Origin of the sequence: Streptomyces sp. CAI-85 (genome assembly GCF_013363615.1) — a bacterium.
Lineage (GTDB): Bacteria > Actinomycetota > Actinomycetes > Streptomycetales > Streptomycetaceae > Streptomyces > Streptomyces antibioticus_B.
In genome coordinates this window covers 18,462-35,195 of record NZ_JAANNX010000011.1, presented here as the reverse complement: position 1 = coordinate 35,195, position 16,734 = coordinate 18,462, and the positions used below count along the sequence as shown (strand labels likewise).

13 protein-coding genes are annotated in these 16,734 nt (G+C 71.3%); 10 read left to right on the top strand and 3 right to left on the bottom strand.

The window, feature by feature from the left end:
* Nucleotide 1: 1 nt before the first annotated feature.
* From G6W55_RS15690 to G6W55_RS38685, 3 genes are all read right to left on the bottom strand, one after another.
* The gene (locus G6W55_RS15690; RefSeq protein ID WP_175521459.1) at nucleotides 2-1,843 is read right to left on the bottom strand and encodes an ABC transporter substrate-binding protein; all 1,842 of its coding nucleotides are present in this window, start codon (nucleotides 1,841-1,843) and stop codon (nucleotides 2-4) included.
* A gap of 358 nt (nucleotides 1,844-2,201) precedes the next feature.
* Nucleotides 2,202-3,575, bottom strand: coding sequence for a M20/M25/M40 family metallo-hydrolase (locus tag G6W55_RS15685; protein ID WP_175521458.1), 1,374 nt, complete (start codon nucleotides 3,573-3,575; stop codon nucleotides 2,202-2,204).
* 146 nt (nucleotides 3,576-3,721) lie between these two features.
* Nucleotides 3,722-4,741, bottom strand: coding sequence for an SIS domain-containing protein (locus G6W55_RS38685; protein ID WP_175521457.1), 1,020 nt, complete (start codon nucleotides 4,739-4,741; stop codon nucleotides 3,722-3,724).
* 299 nt (nucleotides 4,742-5,040) lie between these two features.
* Here G6W55_RS38685 and G6W55_RS15675 point away from each other — a divergent pair, with 299 nt between their 5' ends.
* The 10 genes from G6W55_RS15675 to G6W55_RS15630 all read left to right on the top strand — a co-directional run bounded on the left by G6W55_RS15675 (nucleotide 5,041) and on the right by G6W55_RS15630 (nucleotide 16,732).
* The gene (locus G6W55_RS15675) at nucleotides 5,041-5,658 is read left to right on the top strand and encodes an XRE family transcriptional regulator (RefSeq protein ID WP_175521456.1); all 618 of its coding nucleotides are present in this window, start codon (nucleotides 5,041-5,043) and stop codon (nucleotides 5,656-5,658) included.
* A gap of 4 nt (nucleotides 5,659-5,662) precedes the next feature.
* The gene (gene lysA / locus G6W55_RS15670) at nucleotides 5,663-7,051 is read left to right on the top strand and encodes a diaminopimelate decarboxylase (protein WP_309243724.1); all 1,389 of its coding nucleotides are present in this window, start codon (nucleotides 5,663-5,665) and stop codon (nucleotides 7,049-7,051) included.
* A 101-nt stretch (nucleotides 7,052-7,152) separates the two neighbouring features.
* Nucleotides 7,153-9,216 (top strand): prolyl oligopeptidase family serine peptidase, encoded by a 2,064-nt coding sequence (locus G6W55_RS39250; RefSeq protein ID WP_175521455.1) that lies wholly within the window; start codon nucleotides 7,153-7,155, stop codon nucleotides 9,214-9,216.
* Nucleotides 9,217-10,094: 878 nt separating this feature from the next.
* Nucleotides 10,095-10,805 (top strand): FadR/GntR family transcriptional regulator, encoded by a 711-nt coding sequence (locus G6W55_RS15660; protein WP_175521454.1) that lies wholly within the window; start codon nucleotides 10,095-10,097, stop codon nucleotides 10,803-10,805.
* A gap of 91 nt (nucleotides 10,806-10,896) precedes the next feature.
* Complete coding sequence (locus G6W55_RS15655) at nucleotides 10,897-11,844, top strand: SagB family peptide dehydrogenase (RefSeq protein WP_175521453.1); 948 nt, start codon at nucleotides 10,897-10,899, stop codon at nucleotides 11,842-11,844.
* 9 nt (nucleotides 11,845-11,853) lie between these two features.
* Nucleotides 11,854-12,942: a hypothetical protein gene (locus G6W55_RS15650; protein WP_175521452.1), complete on the top strand. Its 1,089-nt coding sequence runs from the start codon at nucleotides 11,854-11,856 to the stop codon at nucleotides 12,940-12,942.
* Nucleotides 12,939-14,303: a YcaO-like family protein gene (locus G6W55_RS15645; RefSeq protein WP_175521451.1), complete on the top strand. Its 1,365-nt coding sequence runs from the start codon at nucleotides 12,939-12,941 to the stop codon at nucleotides 14,301-14,303. Before G6W55_RS15650 ends, G6W55_RS15645 begins: the two co-directional genes overlap by 4 nt.
* Entirely contained in the window at nucleotides 14,278-14,955 is a 678-nt protein-coding gene (locus G6W55_RS15640) for a CPBP family intramembrane glutamic endopeptidase (protein WP_175521450.1), read from the top strand. The genes G6W55_RS15645 and G6W55_RS15640 overlap by 26 nt, the downstream gene beginning before the upstream one ends.
* A complete protein-coding gene (locus G6W55_RS15635; protein ID WP_175521449.1) occupies nucleotides 14,952-15,713 on the top strand; it encodes a CPBP family intramembrane glutamic endopeptidase in 762 nt (253 codons plus the stop codon). Before G6W55_RS15640 ends, G6W55_RS15635 begins: the two co-directional genes overlap by 4 nt.
* A 68-nt stretch (nucleotides 15,714-15,781) precedes the next feature.
* The gene (locus G6W55_RS15630) at nucleotides 15,782-16,732 is read left to right on the top strand and encodes an ABC transporter ATP-binding protein (RefSeq protein WP_175521448.1); all 951 of its coding nucleotides are present in this window, start codon (nucleotides 15,782-15,784) and stop codon (nucleotides 16,730-16,732) included.
* Nucleotides 16,733-16,734: the final 2 nt, after the last annotated feature.

The window sequence follows — 16,734 nt, the reverse complement described above, 5'->3', positions numbered from 1 at the left end:
TCTACTCGCGGTCGTCGGAGGAGGAGCGGCGGCGCATCACGAACACTCCGCCGGCGGCCAGGACGAGCACCACGGCCGCCGAGACACCGATCACCGTGCCGGAGCCGCCGCCCGAGGAGGACGAGGCCGCCGTCGGCGCCGCGTTCAGGTACTGGGCGAGGGAGGGCTGCGGAGGGTAGGCGCCGGAGGCGTCCGCCGAGCCCGTCAGGATGCCGTCCACCTTGTCGGTGCGGTACGCCGACAGACCGTTGGCGTTGTAGATCATGATGTTCTCGTTGGCCTTGTACAGGATCGCCTGCATCTGCCGGAGCAGATCGGCGCGCTCCGTCTCGTCGAAGGCGCTCTGCTGACGCAGGAACAGGTCGTCGTACTCCTTGTCGCAGAAGAACGAGTCCGTGCTGCCGCCCTCGCCCTTGGCGTCGGGCAGCGCCGCGCAGGTCTGGATGCCCAGCAGGTACGTCGGGTCGGGACCGGTCGACCAGGAGTCCATCAGGATGTCCCAATCACCCTTGGCCAGATCGGCGTTGAGCTTCGCGGAACTCATCGACTGGATGTCGACGCCGACCCCGATCTCCTTGAACCAGCCCGCGAGATACGTCGAGACCTTGGCGTCCGCGTCGTCGTCGGAGTGGATGCCGAGCCGGAACTCCAGCTTGCGCCCGGACGTCGGGTCGACCCGGATCCCGTCGGAGCCCTTCTTGTAACCCGCCTCGTCCAGCACGGAGTTGGCCTTGGCCGGGTCGTAGTCGAACTTCTCCGCGTCGGAGGGCTCCCACGCGTACTGCGGAAGCGACGGCGGCAGGTAACTGGCCCCAACCTTCGCGAAGTTGTCGCGGACCTTCTTCACGATCGTCGCCCGGTCGATGGCACGGGCCAGCGCCTCACGGACCTTGACGTCGCCGAGCGCCGGGTGACCGGTACCGATCTTCTTGCCGTCACGGGTGCGGGCGCCCCCGTTCACCTCGATGCCGCTCCAGCGGTTGCCGACCGTCTCGTACGCCTTGATGCCTGACTGGCCCTTCAGCGCCTTGTACTGGACCGGGTTGAGGCCGCTGACGAAGTCGAGCTGACCCGAGCGGAGCGCGGCCACGGCGGCGTCCGTGTTCTTGAACGCCTGCTGGATCATGTGGTCGTACTTCGGCGCGCCCAGCACGAAGCTCTTGTTCGCGTCGTACTTCGCGTACTGCTCGGGCTTGTAGTCCGTCAGCGTCCACGGGCCGTACCCGACCACCGGGAAGCTGTCGTTCTTGTAGTTCTTGAGGTCCTTCACGTGCGCTTCCCATATGTGCTTCGGCACGATCGGGATGCCCGACGCCGGGACGCTCACCGCGAGCATCGTGGCCTGCGGCTTCTTCGTCCTGACGACGAGCGTGGTGTCGTCCGGCGCGGTGACCGAGGCGAAGTTGGCGACCAGCGAGCCGTTGGCGGTGGCCGCGGTGGAGTTCGTCATGATCAGGTTGAACGTCCAGGCGGCGTCCTCGGCCGTGATCGGCTTGCCGTCGCTCCACTTCAGACCCTTGTGGATCTTGAAGGTCCAGGTGAGCTTGTCGTCGGAGGTCGTCCAGGAGTCCGCCAGGTACGGCTTGGCGGTGCCGTCCTGCTCCACCGTGTTCAGGGCGGGGTAGATGCCCGCGAACACGTCCAGGCTGCCCGCGAAGTAGGCGAGGAACGGGTTGAGCGAGTCGATGCCGATGCTCGTGATCGGCATCCGCAGCGTCTTGCCGCCGTCGTCCGCGGAGGCGGCCGGCGCGACGGCGACGGCTGCGGCGGTGCCGAGCAGCAGGGAGGTGGCCAGCGCGACGGCCTTGCGGCCCGATCTGCGCACAAGGGTGGACGTGGTCATCGTGAACTTCTCCAGAGGTGCCGGCGGCGAGGGCCGCGGGGGGACGGTGGGGACGGGTGGGGAGGTACGACTTCTGCTGCGCCGTGGATCCGGGTGCGGGGCAGCGTGTGCATCGGACGGGCGGGCGCGGTGAATCGGTGTATGACGCATCTATTAGTGCGTACGGGTGGGCGGACGGAGGGATGTGCGGGGTGGAGCGGGATGGGACGGTGGAGGTGGAGGTGGAGCGGTGCGGATGGTGCGGTGGAGGGGTGGAGCGGTGCGGACGGGTCAGAGGTCGTCCGGGGGAGGGGCAGGGTGGTTCAGACGGATCCGGCGCCGTAGCAGGTGTCGGCGGATCCCTCGGTACGGGGCCCGGTCACCGCTCCGTGCGGGCGGCGAGCGGGTCGCTGCGCAGGAAGTCCTCCAGGACCCGCACCCCGAACTCCAGGCTGCTCACGAGGACTTGCTCGTCGACGCCGTGGACGTACCGCCAGGCGTCGAAGCCGGGCGGGGTCAGGCCGGGGCCGAAGCCGTAGCACTGGATGCCGAGCCGGGCGAACGCCTTGGCGTCCGTGCCGCCGGACATGATGAACGGCAGGACCAGCGCCTCCGGGTCGGCCCGCCGCAGCGCCGCCGCCATCGCCGCGAACTCACGGGACTCGTGGTCGGCGAAGACCGGCGCGGCGAAGCTGTGGAAGGAACGGGAGACCTTCTCGCCGAGCAGCGCGTCCACCGTGGCGAAGAAGTCCTCCTCCGCGCCGGGCAGGATACGGCCGTCCACCCCCGCCGTCGCCTCGCTCGGGATGACGTTGTGCTTGTAACCCGCCTTCAGCATGGTCGGGTTGAGCGTGTTGGCGACGGTCGCCTCGACCAGCTTCGCGGCCTCACCCAACTGGGCCAGAGACTTGGGATCGGCCGGGTCGACCGTGATGCCCAGGTGTGCGCAGAGCCCGTCCAGCAGGGCGGCCACCGCCGGCACGATCCTGACCGGCCAGCGGTGCGCGGCCAGCGCGGACAGGGTGTTCGCCAGCGTGGCGACAGCGTTGTCCGGGCCGGGCCGGGAGCCGTGGCCCGCCGCGCCGCGCGCGGTCAGGTCCATCCAGGCGCTGCCGCGCTCGCCGACGGCGATCGGGTAGAGCCGGGAGGCGTCCGGCAGATGGAGCGAGTAGCCGCCGGACTCGCCGATCGCGGTGGCCACGCCCTCGAAGAGGTCCGGATGCCGGTCGACGAGGAAGCCCGCGCCCAGCTCGCCCGTGTCCTCCTCGTCCGCGACGAACGCCATCACGACGTCGCGCGGCGGACGCACGCCCCGGCGCGCCCACGAGCGGGCGATCGCCAGCATCATCGCGTCCATGTCCTTCATGTCCAGCGCCCCGCGGCCGAGGACCACGCCGTCGCGGATCTCCCCGCAGAACGGGTCGAAGCTCCAGTCGGCGGGCTCGGCCGGGACCACGTCCAGATGGCCGTGGACCAGCAGGGCGGGGGCGTCGCGGTCCTCGCCGGGGATACGGACCACCGTGCTGGCCCGGCGCTGGGCCGACTCCAGCACGACCGGCTCGTAACCGGAGTCGGAGAGCAGCCCGGCGGTCCACTCGGCCGCCTCCCGCTCGCCGCGGGAGTCGCCACCGCCGTAGTTGCTGGTGTCGAAACGGATCAACCGGGCGCACAGCTCGGTGACTTCGGAGACCAGGGCGGCGTCCTCGGCGCTGGAGAGGGCGGCGCCGTCCTGACAGTGAGAGGGATCGTTCATGGGAAGAGGACCAAGTGCCTTCCCGGCGGCAGGGGTTGAGAAGTAGGCGTCTGCCGCCGATGGCTCCGCGAGCCGGACGGGCTCACGGAGGTGGGGGAACGAGTGGAACGGGGACGGGCGTACAGGGGAACCGCGTGTCGGCCGAGTCAGGCTCGCAGGGGAGAGCCGGGCTCACCGGGGGAGTCGGCTGCGGGCGCCGTGAGGCCGGAGGTATCGCCGTCGGACCCTAAGGTGCCCGCATCAGCATCAGCAGCCGCATTCGCATCCGCAGCCGCGTCGGACGCCGGCCGGCCGAGGCCGTAACTGCCCAGGGAGCGGAAGACCTCCGCCCGGCGCCGGCTGCGACGCGCGGCGCCCTTGGCGCCGGCCGCCGCGAGGGCCGCCAGCACATGGGCCGCGGCCGCCACCGCCGTCGGCGAGTGGTGCGGCGACTCACTGCGGGTGTCCACCGCCAGGACGTGCGAGGCGAAGGAGCAGACCGGACTGGTGTAGCTGTCGGTCAGCGCGATCACCGAGGCACCGAGTGCGTGGAACTCGCGGGCCACGTCCACCGTAAGACTGCTGTAGTTGCGGAAGCTGAAGACGACCAGGGCGTCGTCCGCGTGCGCGTCGCTGATGGCGTTGACCGCCGCGCCCGTCGCCGGCTGCACCAGGAACACGTCCCGCATGCTGCTGGTGAGGTCGCTGGTCAGCAGCGTGGCGTACCCGGCCGACTTCAGGTCGCCCAGCACCCACCGCCGCCGCGCCCGCAGCAGCGCAGCGGCCGCCACCTCCAGCGCGCCGTTGGCCTGGAGATCCGCCAGCGTACGGCGGAGGTTGTCCTCCTCCGCCGTGATCATCCGGCGCAGCGCCGACCGCTCGCGCTGCACGGAGCGGGGCTCACGGCTGGTGAACCGCAGATCCGGCTCGGCCAGCCGCAGACCGACCTCCCGGGCCGCCAGCAGACGCAGGTCGTCCATCGAGGCGACCCCGGCCGCCGCCAGCAGCCCGTCCAGATCCGCGGCACTCGCGTCGGCCGTGCGCAGCAACTGGCCGGGACGGCGCTCCAGGGAGGCCGGGTAGTCCTCCGCCAGCACCGCGAACAGGCGCTGCGCGACGGGACCGCACAGCTCGGCCGCCGCACGCAGCAGGTCGATCGTCGGCGTAGGCGCCAGCGGACCGGTCACTGCTCACCCCTCCCGCTCAGGGCAGCCCACACCCGGGAAACCGGGTGCTGAACTGCATCTCTGCTGACAGTTAAACCGTGGTGCCAGATTGCTTGATCTAAGTGATGCGTGAGTCTTACTGTCGCCGCATGACCTCGTCAAGAGTCACAGGGGCGGAAAACTCTTCGGCCGATTCCGCCATCCCCGAACAGATTTCGCGCCGCTCCCCGGAGGACTCCGGACAATGGCACGCCGAACCGGGTAGAGGGGGAGGAACAAGCGGCGCCACCGGGTCCGAGGACCCTGGGGCCGACGCCACCGTGTCCGGCCCCACGACGCCCGACACCACCGCGTCCGGCCCCGCCGTGTCCGGCAGCGCCGACACCGTCGACGTACTGGCCGCCTCCGTCGCCCGTGTGCGCCGCGCCGCCGGCCTCACCCTCAGCGCGGTGGCGGCGAGGGCCGGCGTCTCACCGGCGTACGTCTCGCAGGTGGAGTCGGGCACCGCCAACCCCACGGTCCGCACCCTCTCCCAGATCGCCGACGCCCTCGGCGTCACCCCTGCGGAGCTTCTCGGCGGCACCGGGCCGGGCGCCGCCGTCCCCGTCCCGGCACCGGGCTTCCCGCCGCGGTTCGCCCCGGCCCCGCTGCTTGCCCGGACCGACGGCCACCATGGCATCTGGGACCTCACCGCCCCCGGCGCCCACCGCATCGGCGCCCGGCTGCTCCACGCCGACCTCGGCGACCACGACCACCCCACCGCCCACTCCGGCGAGGAGTTCGTGCTCGTCCTCGCCGGTTCGTGCCGCGTGTCGGTGGCGGGCACCGTACGGCTGCTGCGGCCCGCCGACAGTTGCCACTTCGCCGCCACCGACGAACACCACTTCACCGACGCCAGCGACGACCTCCTGATGCTGGTCGTCCTCACCGAGGAGTAACCCCGTGTCCACCGCTCCCTCCCTGCCCGCACCGCGCGCGGGGACCCCGCTGCCCGACGGACTGGCCGCGGCCGCCTCACCCGAGACCGCCCCCGAGGTGTGGCCGCTGACCGCCCGCACCGTCGACGGCCGGCTGCATGTGGGCGGCGTCGCCCTGGACGACCTGGCCGACGCCTGCGGCACAGCGCTGTACGTGGTGGACGAGGCCGACTTCCGCCACCGCGCCCGGCAGTGGCGCGAGTCCGGCGCCGACCGGGTGCACTACGCCTCCAAGGCGTTCCTGTGCGCGGAGATGGTCCGCTGGGTCGACTCCGAGGGCCTGCACCTGGACGTGTGCAGCGGCGGCGAACTCCGCCTCGCCGTCGACACCGGCTTCGACCCCGCCCGGATCGTCTTCCACGGCAACAACAAGTCCGTCGCCGAACTGGAAGCGGCCGTCGCCCACGGCGTCGGCGTGGTCGTCGTCGACTGCCTGGAGGAGATCGACCGACTCGCACGCGCGGCCGCGGCGGCCGACCGCATCCAGGACGTCTACGTCCGCATCGCCCCCGGCGTCGCCGCCGAGACCCACGACTACATGGCCACCGGCGGCGACGACGTCAAGTTCGGCTTCCCGGTGCGCGACGGCCACGCCGAGCGGGCCGTCCTCGCCGTCGCGGCGCACCCCTCGCTACGGCTCGCGGGCGTGCACTCCCACATCGGCTCGCAGATCACCGCCACCGAGGGGCTGACCCTCGCCGCCGAACGCGTCGGCGCCTTCGTCGCCCTGCTCGCCGAACGGCACGGCATCACGGTCGCCGAGATCGACCTCGGCGGCGGCGCCGGCATCCCCTACCTGCCGGGCCAACCCCGCCTGGATCCGGCCGCGTTCACCGCCGCCCTCCGCGCCGGCCTCGAACGCGCGCTGCCCGGCGCACCGGTACGGCTCGCCGTCGAGCCCGGCCGGTCGATGATCGGCACCGCCGGGGTGACCCTCTACCGCGTCGGCGCCGTCAAGGACGGCCTGCGCCGCCGGTTCGTGTCCGTCGACGGCGGCATGAGCGACGCCCTGCGCCCCTCCCTCTACCTCGCCCGCTACACCGCCTGGACCGCCAACCGCCCCGCCGAGGGCGAGCCGGTGCACGCCGTGGTCGTCGGCCGCCACTGCGAGAGCGGCGACGTGGTCGTGCCCGACATCGCCCTGCCGCGGGACATCGCCGCCGGCGACCTCCTCGCGGTCCCGGCCACCGGCGCCTACCACCACGCCATGGCCAGCAACTACAACGCCCAACTCCGGCCCGCCGTCGTCGCCGTACGCGACGGCCACGCCCGCCTCATGGTCCGCCGCGAGACGCCGGAGGACCTGCGCCGCCGCGACGGCCACGGCGAACCGGTGCGGCTGACGGCCGGATGACCCCGCCGGACCCTGCCGTGCGTAGGCCGGTGCCCGGCACCCACCGAGGCTGACCGCCCCCGCCCAACTCCCTCTCCTCCCGCACCACTCGGAGCCACCGCATGTCCACCGCGCCCCGTCTGCCCTACGGCACCTGGCCGTCCCCGATCACCGCCGAAGCGGTCGCCGACGCCTCCGGATCCACCTCCTGGCCCTCCGGAGCCGGTGAGGAGAACTGGTGGTGCGCCTCCGACCCGGCCACCGCGACCGTACGGCTCCTGCGCAACGCCCCCGGCCACGAGGACCCGGTCCCGGTACTCGCCCCCGGCATCTCCGTACGCAACCGCTCCCTCGGCTACGGCGGCAAGCCGTACTGGGTACGCGCCGCGCCGTCGCCCACCGACAGCCACCACCTCCTGGTCTTCACCGACCACAGCGACCAGCGGCTGTACCGCGCCGAGGTGCCCCGGTTGGGGGCCGCCGCCGACTCCTTCCCGGTACCCGTGCCGCTGACCCCGGCGGACCCGCCCGACCGGGAGACCTGCTGGGCCGACCCGGTGACGGGCCCGGACGGCACCGAGGTGTGGTGCGTGCGGGAGACGACCCGGTGCGCCACCGGCCCGCACGACGCCGACCCGGCCGTCCGCACCGTGCGCGAGATCGTCGCCGTACCCCTGTCCGGCGCGGCCGCCGACGACCCCGGCGCGCTGCGCGTGGTGGCCCGCTCGCACCACTTCCTCTGCGGTCACCGGCTCTCCCCGGACGGCCGCCGACTCGCCTGGATCGGCTGGGACCATCCCCATATGCCGTGGGACAGCTCGGAGTTGATGGTCGCGGACCTGCACGACGGTGTGGCGGGCGAACCCGTCCGCCTGCTGGGCGGCAGCCACGACGGCACGGAGGTCTCCGTCTCCCAGACCGCCTGGGCGGACCCCGACACCCTCTACGCCATGGCCGACCCGGACGGCTGGTGGAACCTGCACCGCATAGACCTGACCCCCGACCGACCGACACCCGAGACGATCACCAACGTCCTTCCCCTCCAGGAGGATTGCGCCGGTCCCATCTGGCGGGTGGGCGCGAGCTGGTTCGCCGCGACCCCGCACGGCGTCGTACTCCCACACGGCAACGGCCCACAACGACTGTCCCGTTGGTCACCGGAGGACGGCGAACTGACCGAACTCGCCGACGGCTGGAGCCACTTCCACGGCGACCTCTGGTCGGACGGCGACCGCGTCCTGGTCCGCGCCGCCGACCCGGCTCAAGGCTCCGCCCTTTTGTCGATCCCCCTCGCCCCCGGCTCGGGCCCGGCCCGACGCACGAGGCCCAAGTCCGAGGACCCACTGGCCCCTTGGCAGCCCCGGCCCGAACGCCGCACCGCGTACGACACACAGGGCCGCCCCGTCCACTTCGTGCTGCACCGCCCCACCCACCCGACCGCCACCGCAGCCGAGGGTGAACGGCCGCCCCTGCTGGTGCAGGTGCACGGCGGCCCGACGAGCTCCACCGGCGTCACCGCCGACCTGGAGTACTCCTTCTTCACCAGCCGCGGCTTCACCGTCGCGGACGTCGACTACGGCGGCTCCACCGGCTACGGCAGGGCCTACCGCGACCGACTGCGCGGCCAGTGGGGCACGGTCGACGTCGACGACTGCGTCACCGTCGCCCGCGCCCTGGCCGCCGAGGGCCTGGCCGACCCCGCCCGCACCGCCGTACGCGGCGGCTCGGCCGGCGGTTGGACCACGCTGGCCTGCTTGGTCCACACCGATGTCTTCTGCGCGGGTACGGTCCTCTACCCGATCAGCGACCCGGCCCGCTGGCGAGCCGACCAGACCCACGACTTCGAGTCCCGCTACGTCGACACCCTCATCGGCGAACTCCCTCAGGACCAAGCCCACTTCGACAAGATCTCCCCCGCCGCGAACGCCGACCGCATCACCGCCCCCTTGGTGATGCTCCAGGGCGCCGACGATTTCATCTGCCGCCCCGACCAGGCGACCTGCATCGTGGACAACCTCACCGAACGCGGAGTGTGGCACCGCTTCCTCCTCTTCGAGGGAGAAGGCCACGGCTTCCGCCAAGCCGACAGCGTCCGCCGCACCCTCCTCGCCGAAGTCGCCCTCTACCGAGAGACCTTCGGCCCCCACATCGCCTCCGACGTCCCCTTGGACGCCGACGCCCTGTGACCCGCTACGGCCGGGCGACGCATGGTGCGTCCCCGGCCGTACGTGCTTGCTCACGACTCAATCAGAGAAGTTGAGTGAACTTTTCCGCTGTGCCCCCGCCACTCCCCATGAGGCGCCGCTGCCAGGGCCGTCGCACAGCCCTGTGAAGTGGGAATATCCCAGGTCGGTGAATACCGCTGGTGAGCCGCCATGAAAAGCCGGGAAGAGAATCCGAAAAGGCGGTCGCAACCGCTTTCAGCCTCGAATTCCGCGGTCCGGTGACATGCGAATATGCGGGGTCCACAGTCAGCCGCGGTCACCGAACGCCGCTGTGCGATACGGATCGACGGGCAGGCGCCGACGCGTCGGTCGGCGGCACCGGAGCGAGCCGGGATCGCCTTTAATTAGTAATTATTGACGTGCTTGACTCAACTTCTGATCTCAATCCCGGCCGTCTGAGCTGCAAGTATTGACAACGGCATCGCCAGGCATTGCTATATGTGCACGAACATGACCGGTCGGGTGAACTGTCAAGCACAATCACTCACATGGTGATGACCGATCAACCCGGCGGAGACCCCACCGGCCAGGTGGGGGTGCCACGAGGCCGACAGACCACGTGTCCACGCGGCACCTCTGCTCGCTGTACGCACGGACGGGCCCGACCAGTCCGCCCCGTGCCCTGTATTGACCGAAGAGTTGACTCTTCGGCGTGGGGAACACACTTCGACGCCCAGTCGGTTCACCGTGCAGGTGGCCGGCCTCCTCGACGGGGTGAGTCGCCGCGCCGTCGACGTCAAGTACGTCTCCGGACCGTCCCCTCGGCAGGGGCGGCCGGAGCATCGTCGCCGGGGGGATACCGCGTCCGGTACCGGCGACAGGACGGAAGGGGCGGACACATGCAGCCATACGCGCAGCGCGGCTTGCACGGCCAGACGGTGGAGACCCTGGCCCACCGGGTACTCAGCGGCCAGCTCCCGGAAGGGACGACACTCGACATCGTCGCTCTGCGGCACGAGTTGGGCGTGAGCCTGACGGCACTCAGGGAATCCCTGAAGGTGCTCGCGGCCAAGGGCATGGTCGACGCCCGTCAACGGCGGGGCACGTTCGTGCGGCCCCGGGCCGACTGGAATCTCCTGGACGCCGACGTACTCCGCTGGCAGTTCAAGGACCGGCGGGACAACGGGGCGAGTCCGGCACTGCTCCGCTGCCTCCGTGAGGTGCGGAGCATCGTCGAACCCGCCGCCGCACGGCTGGCGGCGCTCCGCCGCACCGACGTCGACCTGGAGGCGCTGGACGCGGCACTCACCGCCGTCAAGGGCCGCGACGGTCTGGTCCACACGCTCAAATCCGATGTGGCCTTCCACCGGGCGCTGCTGGCGGCCACCCACAACGAACTGCTGGAACGCATGGAAACCATGGTCGCGTTGGGCCTGACACTGCGTGACCACGGGGCGGACGCCGTCCCGTGCGAGGCCGACCGCTCAGCACATCAACGGGCGGTCCTCGCGGCCGTACGGCGACGTGATCCGAACGCGGCCGAACGCGCCATGCGGCTGCTGCTCGGCGGCAGGGCGCCGGACACCGACGGACTCACCGAAGGTGACTGACCGCGGCGCCGATCGTGCCGCACGGCCAGCCGGCGGCGACGCGTTCCCCGCCCCATGACTGCCAAGTCCCGTATGGATTAAGGACACGAGGATGTCTCTCAAAGACTCTCAAGAAGCTGTCTCGGAATATCTCGACCAGCACGCTCATCTCGCCTCGGTGGCGATGTTCGGTCAGCAGCACACCTCGATCTCCGTGTACAGCACGAGCACGGTGGTCCGCGCCCCGGAAGCGGTCGTACGCGGCCGGTGGAGCCCGACCGTCAACGGTTTCATCGGCGAGGAACTGTTGCTCAACCACCGCCGCAGCGGCCGCGATCTGGGCATGCAGCTCGGTGTGTCGCGGTACTACGGCCATGACGCGGTGCTCTCCAGCGTGCACAGCGACCTGCGTGAGCGGGAGCACGGCGCCGTCGAACTGCCGGAGCCCCGTCGGCTGAAGACCGGACTCACCTCGGCCGTGGGCGGCCGGCGCAGCGGGCGGCGGTTCTCCGGACGGGCGGCCGGCCTGGACGAGCTGGCGACCGTCCTCTGGCACGGCCAGGGCGTCACGGGCGATCTGCCGGTCACCGTCCAGGACGGCGCGGCCACCGTAGCCCTGCGCACCGTGCCCTCGGGCGGCGGCCTGTACCCGATCCGGCTCGTCGTCCTGGCGCAGAACGTCAAGGGACTGGCCCCGGGAGCGTACGAGTACCAGCCGCACGGCCACACCCTGTACCCCGTGCACCCCACGCCGGTGCCGGTCGCCCTGTCCGACCTGCTGTGGACGGCGGACGTCGAGGCCGACAAGGTCTCCTTCGCCCTCGTCTACGTCTACGACCTGTACGCCAACTCCCAGAAGTACGGGGACAGCGGCCTGGTCTTCGCGCTGATCGAGGTCGGCGGGATAGCGCAGAACGTCCACCTGGCCCGCACCGCGCTCGGAATGATCGCCTGCGACCAGGGCGGCTACGACAAACAGGGGCTGGAGCAGTTCCTGGGACAGGACGGCATGTCGCGCCATGTCGTCCACTTCACGCTCGTCGGACACGGAGAGGTCTGAGAACCAGCAATGAGCCGTACACCTTCCGAACCCCAGATCGTCCTCGCGACCTCCGTACGGCTGCTGGCCGTCGAACCGGGCGTGATCCGACTGCGCTGGGGGATATGGAACTTCTCCGAGGTGACCGTCGATCTGCGTGCCGAGTCCGAGGCGGTGCGGCAGGCCATGACGGAGTTCTTCGCCCGCCTCGCCGAGGGCCGGGCCGCGGACGGCTCCTTCGACGAGTTCCGAGAGCTGTCCCCGGTCGAGCGGGCGAACCTTCGCCTGGCGGTCGACGAACTGCGGCAGGGGGGATTCCTCGCCCACGACCGGCCGTCCGAACACGGCACCGAGATGGCACGCGCCCTGCTCGGAAACCTGGAACTGTTCGGAGCCGGCGAGTCCCGCTCCGGCACGGTCGCGTTCGTCGCCGACTCACCGAGCGCCGTCGCCTACATGACGGGCCAGGCCGAGTCGCTCGGGGCCCCGGTGGACGTGCTGCCCCCCGAGTTCCTGGCCGAACTCGCCGCCGCCGACCTGACGTCGGGAATGGGCGGCCTGACCGCGGCCGACACCCTCAAGCGGCTCAGCGGACACGTCGAGCACTGCGACGCGATCGTCGTCTGCATCGGCCAGGCGTCGATCCTGACCCTGCGCAACCTCAACCGGCTGGCCTGCCACGTGGCGAAGCCGGTCGTGGTGGGGCTGCTCGACGGCCCGTTCGCCACGGTCGTCGGCGCCGAGAGCCCGCGGACCGGCTGTCTCGAATGCTTCGAGCAGCGCTCGCTCGCCCGCCTCGAGGACCACATCGGCTACCACGCCTTCGTCGGCGCCACCGTCCCTGGCACCGCCGGAGGGCCGAACGGCATCGAGTCGCTGCTCTGCGCGTTCCTCGTCGGCGAAGCCGTCCTGCTGCGCTCGCTGGGCACCTCCCGCTTCCTGGGACGTGCCCTGAGCATCTACCTGCCGACCTTCGAGATGCAGGCACAGGACGTGCTGCGCATCGGCACCTGCCCGGCCTGCGGACGCGTCGCGCGCGGCATCGTGGAGGAGAACAACTTCAGCAGCCGGGTCATCATCGACCGCCACGTCGACAACGCGCTCGGGGGCTCCCGATGAGCCGCATCCCGGCCCGGGGCTACCCGGGGATCACCGCCGCGCTCGACCGGTACGCGCGGATCGCCGGCAACCAGGGCGGCATCCTGCCCGGGATGCTCGTACCCCCCGCCGCCGTGGCGGGAGAACCGCGGCTGCGCTCCGCCACCGCCGCCATGCCGCAGTACCACCGGCTGGCGCTCGGAGACCCGCACCTTCAGATGCAGTACCACCTGGCGGGCTACGGCTCGACCAACGAGGAGGCGGTGACCCGGCTCACCGGTGAGTCCGTCGAGCGCTACGCCGCGATCATGGCGATGCCGCTGTTCGAGCACCGCATCGAATACGCCTCCTACAGCGCGCTGTCCTCACGGCACCGCTGCCTGCCCCTGGACCTGCTCGGCATCTTCGACGCCGCGCAGCAGAAGACCATCGCCGGCATGATGCACCGCTACTCGCCCGAACTGCCGCGCGAGGACGATGTCATCGCCTGGATCGCCTGCCCCTCACTCACCCGGCCGGGCGAAGAGGTCTATCTGCCCGCCCAGTTGTTCTTCCTGGGCTTCCGCACCAGCACGGAGTACGGCGACAAGGTGTTCACCCCGTCGTTCTCGACCGGCACCGCGGCCCATGTCTCGCTCGACCAGGCCCTGCTCAGCGCACTCGTCGAAGCCGTGCAGATCGACGCGTTCATCCTCAACTGGTACACCGAGGCGAAGGCCCCGGTCATCGAGCCGGACGCCGACGGGACCGAGCTTCTCGCCGCCGCCGGACTGCCCCCCGACGGACCGTACGAGGTACGGGCGACCTACTTGACCAGGCCGGAACTGCCCCTGCCCAACGTGGGCGTCACCCTGGTGCGGCGGGACCGCAGGCTGCCGTACATCGCCTTCGGCCTGCAAGCCGACCCCGATCCGCGCCAGGCACTGCTGCGAGGCGCGGCCGAGGCGACCGCGATCCTGGCCATCGGCACCTTCAGCACCGTCTTCGACCTCCCCAACGTCCACTTCGCCCAGACGAGTTCGGCCTACACCGACCTCGACACCAACGTCCTGTACTTCGCCGCCCCGAACGACGCCGAACGCAAGCTCGCCGCCGTCGAGAGCAGGACCGCCGGCCGGTTCGACCTGCGCACCGTGGCCCCGTACGCCACCGATGACGCCTCGGCGATCCGCCGCCTGCTGGCGGACGTGGCCGCCGTCAGCGAATGGGCGGGCTATCTGGACATCACCCCACCGGAGCTGGCCGACACCCCCTGGAAGGTGGTCCGGGTCCTGATCCCGGAGCTGCTCAGCATGTGCCTTCCCGGCCTCCCGGCGAACGGCCATCCCCGCATGCGCAGTTACGGGGGTGTCACCCATGTGGTCCCGCACCCTCTCCCTTGAGGGCCTGGTGCTGCTCACCACCGTCGCCCCCGCCGAACTGGTGCGTGTCGTCGGCTCGTTCCGCCCGGGCGCGGCCACCGCGGAGAGCCGGGCGAGGACCGCGACCACCGGCGTCCTCACGGCCTACCTCGTCGTCACCGTCCTCGCCCTCGCGGTCACGGTCACCGGCCGGTTCGTCCCCTGGCGCCTGGGCGCGTGGAGCACCGGACCCGCCTGGCTCGCCGCCGCGGTCGGCGCCGGAGTCGCCCTGGTCGCGGCCGAGTTCGCGATGGCGGCCGTCCCGAAGCTGCTGCGCGGGGTGCGGGACCTCCGGTTCGCCGTCCGGTCGGACACCTCGCGGGCGCCCGGCCACCTCGCCTCGATCACGGTCGTCGCCGTGGCCGAGGAAGTCCTGTACCGGGGACTCTGGATCGGCGTACTGGAGCGGGCGCCGCATCTGGCCGCCTGGTCGGCGGTCTGTGTCGCGGCGCTCGCCTACGCCCTCGGGCACGTCTTCTTCGGCGGCATGGTGATGCTCCAAAAGGCCCTGTCGGGTGCGGTGTTCGGGCTGCTGCTGGTCGCCTCGGGCAGCCTGCTGGTGCCCGTGGCCGCCCACCTCGCACAGAACCTGGCGGTCCACGCGCTGGCCGTGCGACAGGGGGCGCGCCGGTGAACGCGCTCGAGTACGCGGGTCTGTGCACGGCCGTGGTCGGTGGCTGGCTGGCGTTGTACCGGCTGCCCTTCGGCGATCCGGCTCGCCGGCGGCGTCTGGGACTGTGGCTGGACGACAGGACGGGGCTGCGTCCCGGAGTGGCCTTCGCGCTCTTCGGGACCGCGCTCTATCTCGTCCTCGGGGCCGGCGCGGCGGCCGTGCTCTGGTCGTCCGCGGGTCTCTCCCTGGAGCGACTCGTCGGACATCCCCCGGGCGTCGCCCTGCTCGCGCTGCTGCTGGCCGTGTGCGGCACGTCGAGCCTGAACATCCTGTGCGTCTCCCTGCTGTACCGGGTGAACCCGCGGGTCGACGTCCCGGGGGAGATCGCACGCGTGCAGTGGATCTCCTCGATCCTCGTGCTGCCCCGGCACTGCCGTTGGGCCGTCCCCGCCGCGGCCGCCCTGGTCGAGGAACTGGTCTTCCGCGGAACCGTGCTGCTGGGGCTCGGCGCCGTCGGGAGCGGATTCCTGTTCGCCGCGGTCTTCAACTCCGTGCTGTTCGCGGTCGGTCAGGTCGTCCTCGTCTCCAACTGGGTCCAGGCGTACGTGCTGGGCACCGCCAGCCTTGCTCTCGGGGCGGTCGGCAGTCTGCTGACCGCGGGGACGGGGAGCGTCCTGCCGGCGCTCGTCCTGCACATGTCCTTCGCCGGCTTCTACACCAATCTGAGCACCGCCGCTGATGCCCGTGCGTCATCAGCACCCAGGAGAGTGAGCCCGTGAAACCAAGACAGTCCGGTAGGTACGGACCCGGGACCTCCCGGGAGGCCCGGGAGGAGGCCGTGGTCCGGGTGGACCGACTGACCATCGCCTACGGTTCGTTCCACGCCGTACGCGACATCTCCTTTCGTGTGGGACCCGGCGAGGTCTTCGGGCTGATCGGGCCGAACGGCGCCGGCAAGACCTCCGTCGCCGAAGCGGTCGGCGGTCTGCGCAGGCCCGTACGCGAGGGTTCCGTCTCGGTCTGCGGAAAGGATCCACTGCGCCGGCACTCCGCTGTCAGCCGCCTGATCGGCATGCAGTTGCAGGAGTCGCAGTTCCCCAGCCGCGCCAAGGTCGGCGAACTGTGCGATCTGTACGAGGCGATCTACCGCGCCCCGGGCGGCGGGAAGGCGCTGCTGGACGCCTTCGGTCTCACCGGCCGGCGCCACAGCCTCATCTCGGACCTCTCCGGGGGCATGCGCCAGCGTCTCGCGCTGACCCTGGCGCAGATCGGCGACGTACGGCTGGTCGTGCTCGACGAGTTGACCACGGGCCTGGACCCGGAGCAGCGCCGCGGCACCTGGCAGGCCGTACGGGACCTCGCGGCGCGCGGCGTCGCCGTACTGCTGACCTCGCACGCGATGGACGAGGTCGAGGCGCTGTGCGGTCGGGTCGGGGTGCTCCGCGAGGGCGAGTTGATCGCCCTGGACTCTCCGGCGCGGCTCATCGCGGAGCATGCCGGACCGGCGGCCGTCTCGGTCGCCGCCGACGCGGACCCCAGGATCTGCCAGCGGCTCAACAGCCTGGGGCTGCCCCGGATCCTCGCCGGGAAGGACCGGAGGGCCGAGTACCTGACGAATCACCCGGCGGACTACGAACGCATCATCGGCCACCTGGTGGCGGACGGCCTGCCGGCCGCCGCGGTGAGCCTGCGGGCGCCGAACCTGGAGGACGCCTATCTGCGGCTGGTCGGTGCCGCGAGTGGTGCCTCGACCGGTGCCTCGACCGGTGCCGCGGGAACAGAGAAGGGTGGTGACTGAGC

Coding starts and splice junctions, on each gene's coding strand:
- G6W55_RS15690 (WP_175521459.1), bottom strand. CDS start 1,843: ATGACCACGTCCACCCTTGTGCGCAGATCGGGCCGCAAGGCCGTCGCG.
- G6W55_RS15685 (WP_175521458.1), bottom strand. CDS start 3,575: ATGAACGATCCCTCTCACTGTCAGGACGGCGCCGCCCTCTCCAGCGCC.
- G6W55_RS39250 (WP_175521455.1), top strand. CDS start 7,153: ATGTCCACCGCGCCCCGTCTGCCCTACGGCACCTGGCCGTCCCCGATC.
- G6W55_RS15660 (WP_175521454.1), top strand. CDS start 10,095: ATGCAGCCATACGCGCAGCGCGGCTTGCACGGCCAGACGGTGGAGACC.
- G6W55_RS15655 (WP_175521453.1), top strand. CDS start 10,897: ATGTCTCTCAAAGACTCTCAAGAAGCTGTCTCGGAATATCTCGACCAG.
- G6W55_RS15650 (WP_175521452.1), top strand. CDS start 11,854: ATGAGCCGTACACCTTCCGAACCCCAGATCGTCCTCGCGACCTCCGTA.
- G6W55_RS15645 (WP_175521451.1), top strand. CDS start 12,939: ATGAGCCGCATCCCGGCCCGGGGCTACCCGGGGATCACCGCCGCGCTC.
- G6W55_RS15640 (WP_175521450.1), top strand. CDS start 14,278: ATGTGGTCCCGCACCCTCTCCCTTGAGGGCCTGGTGCTGCTCACCACC.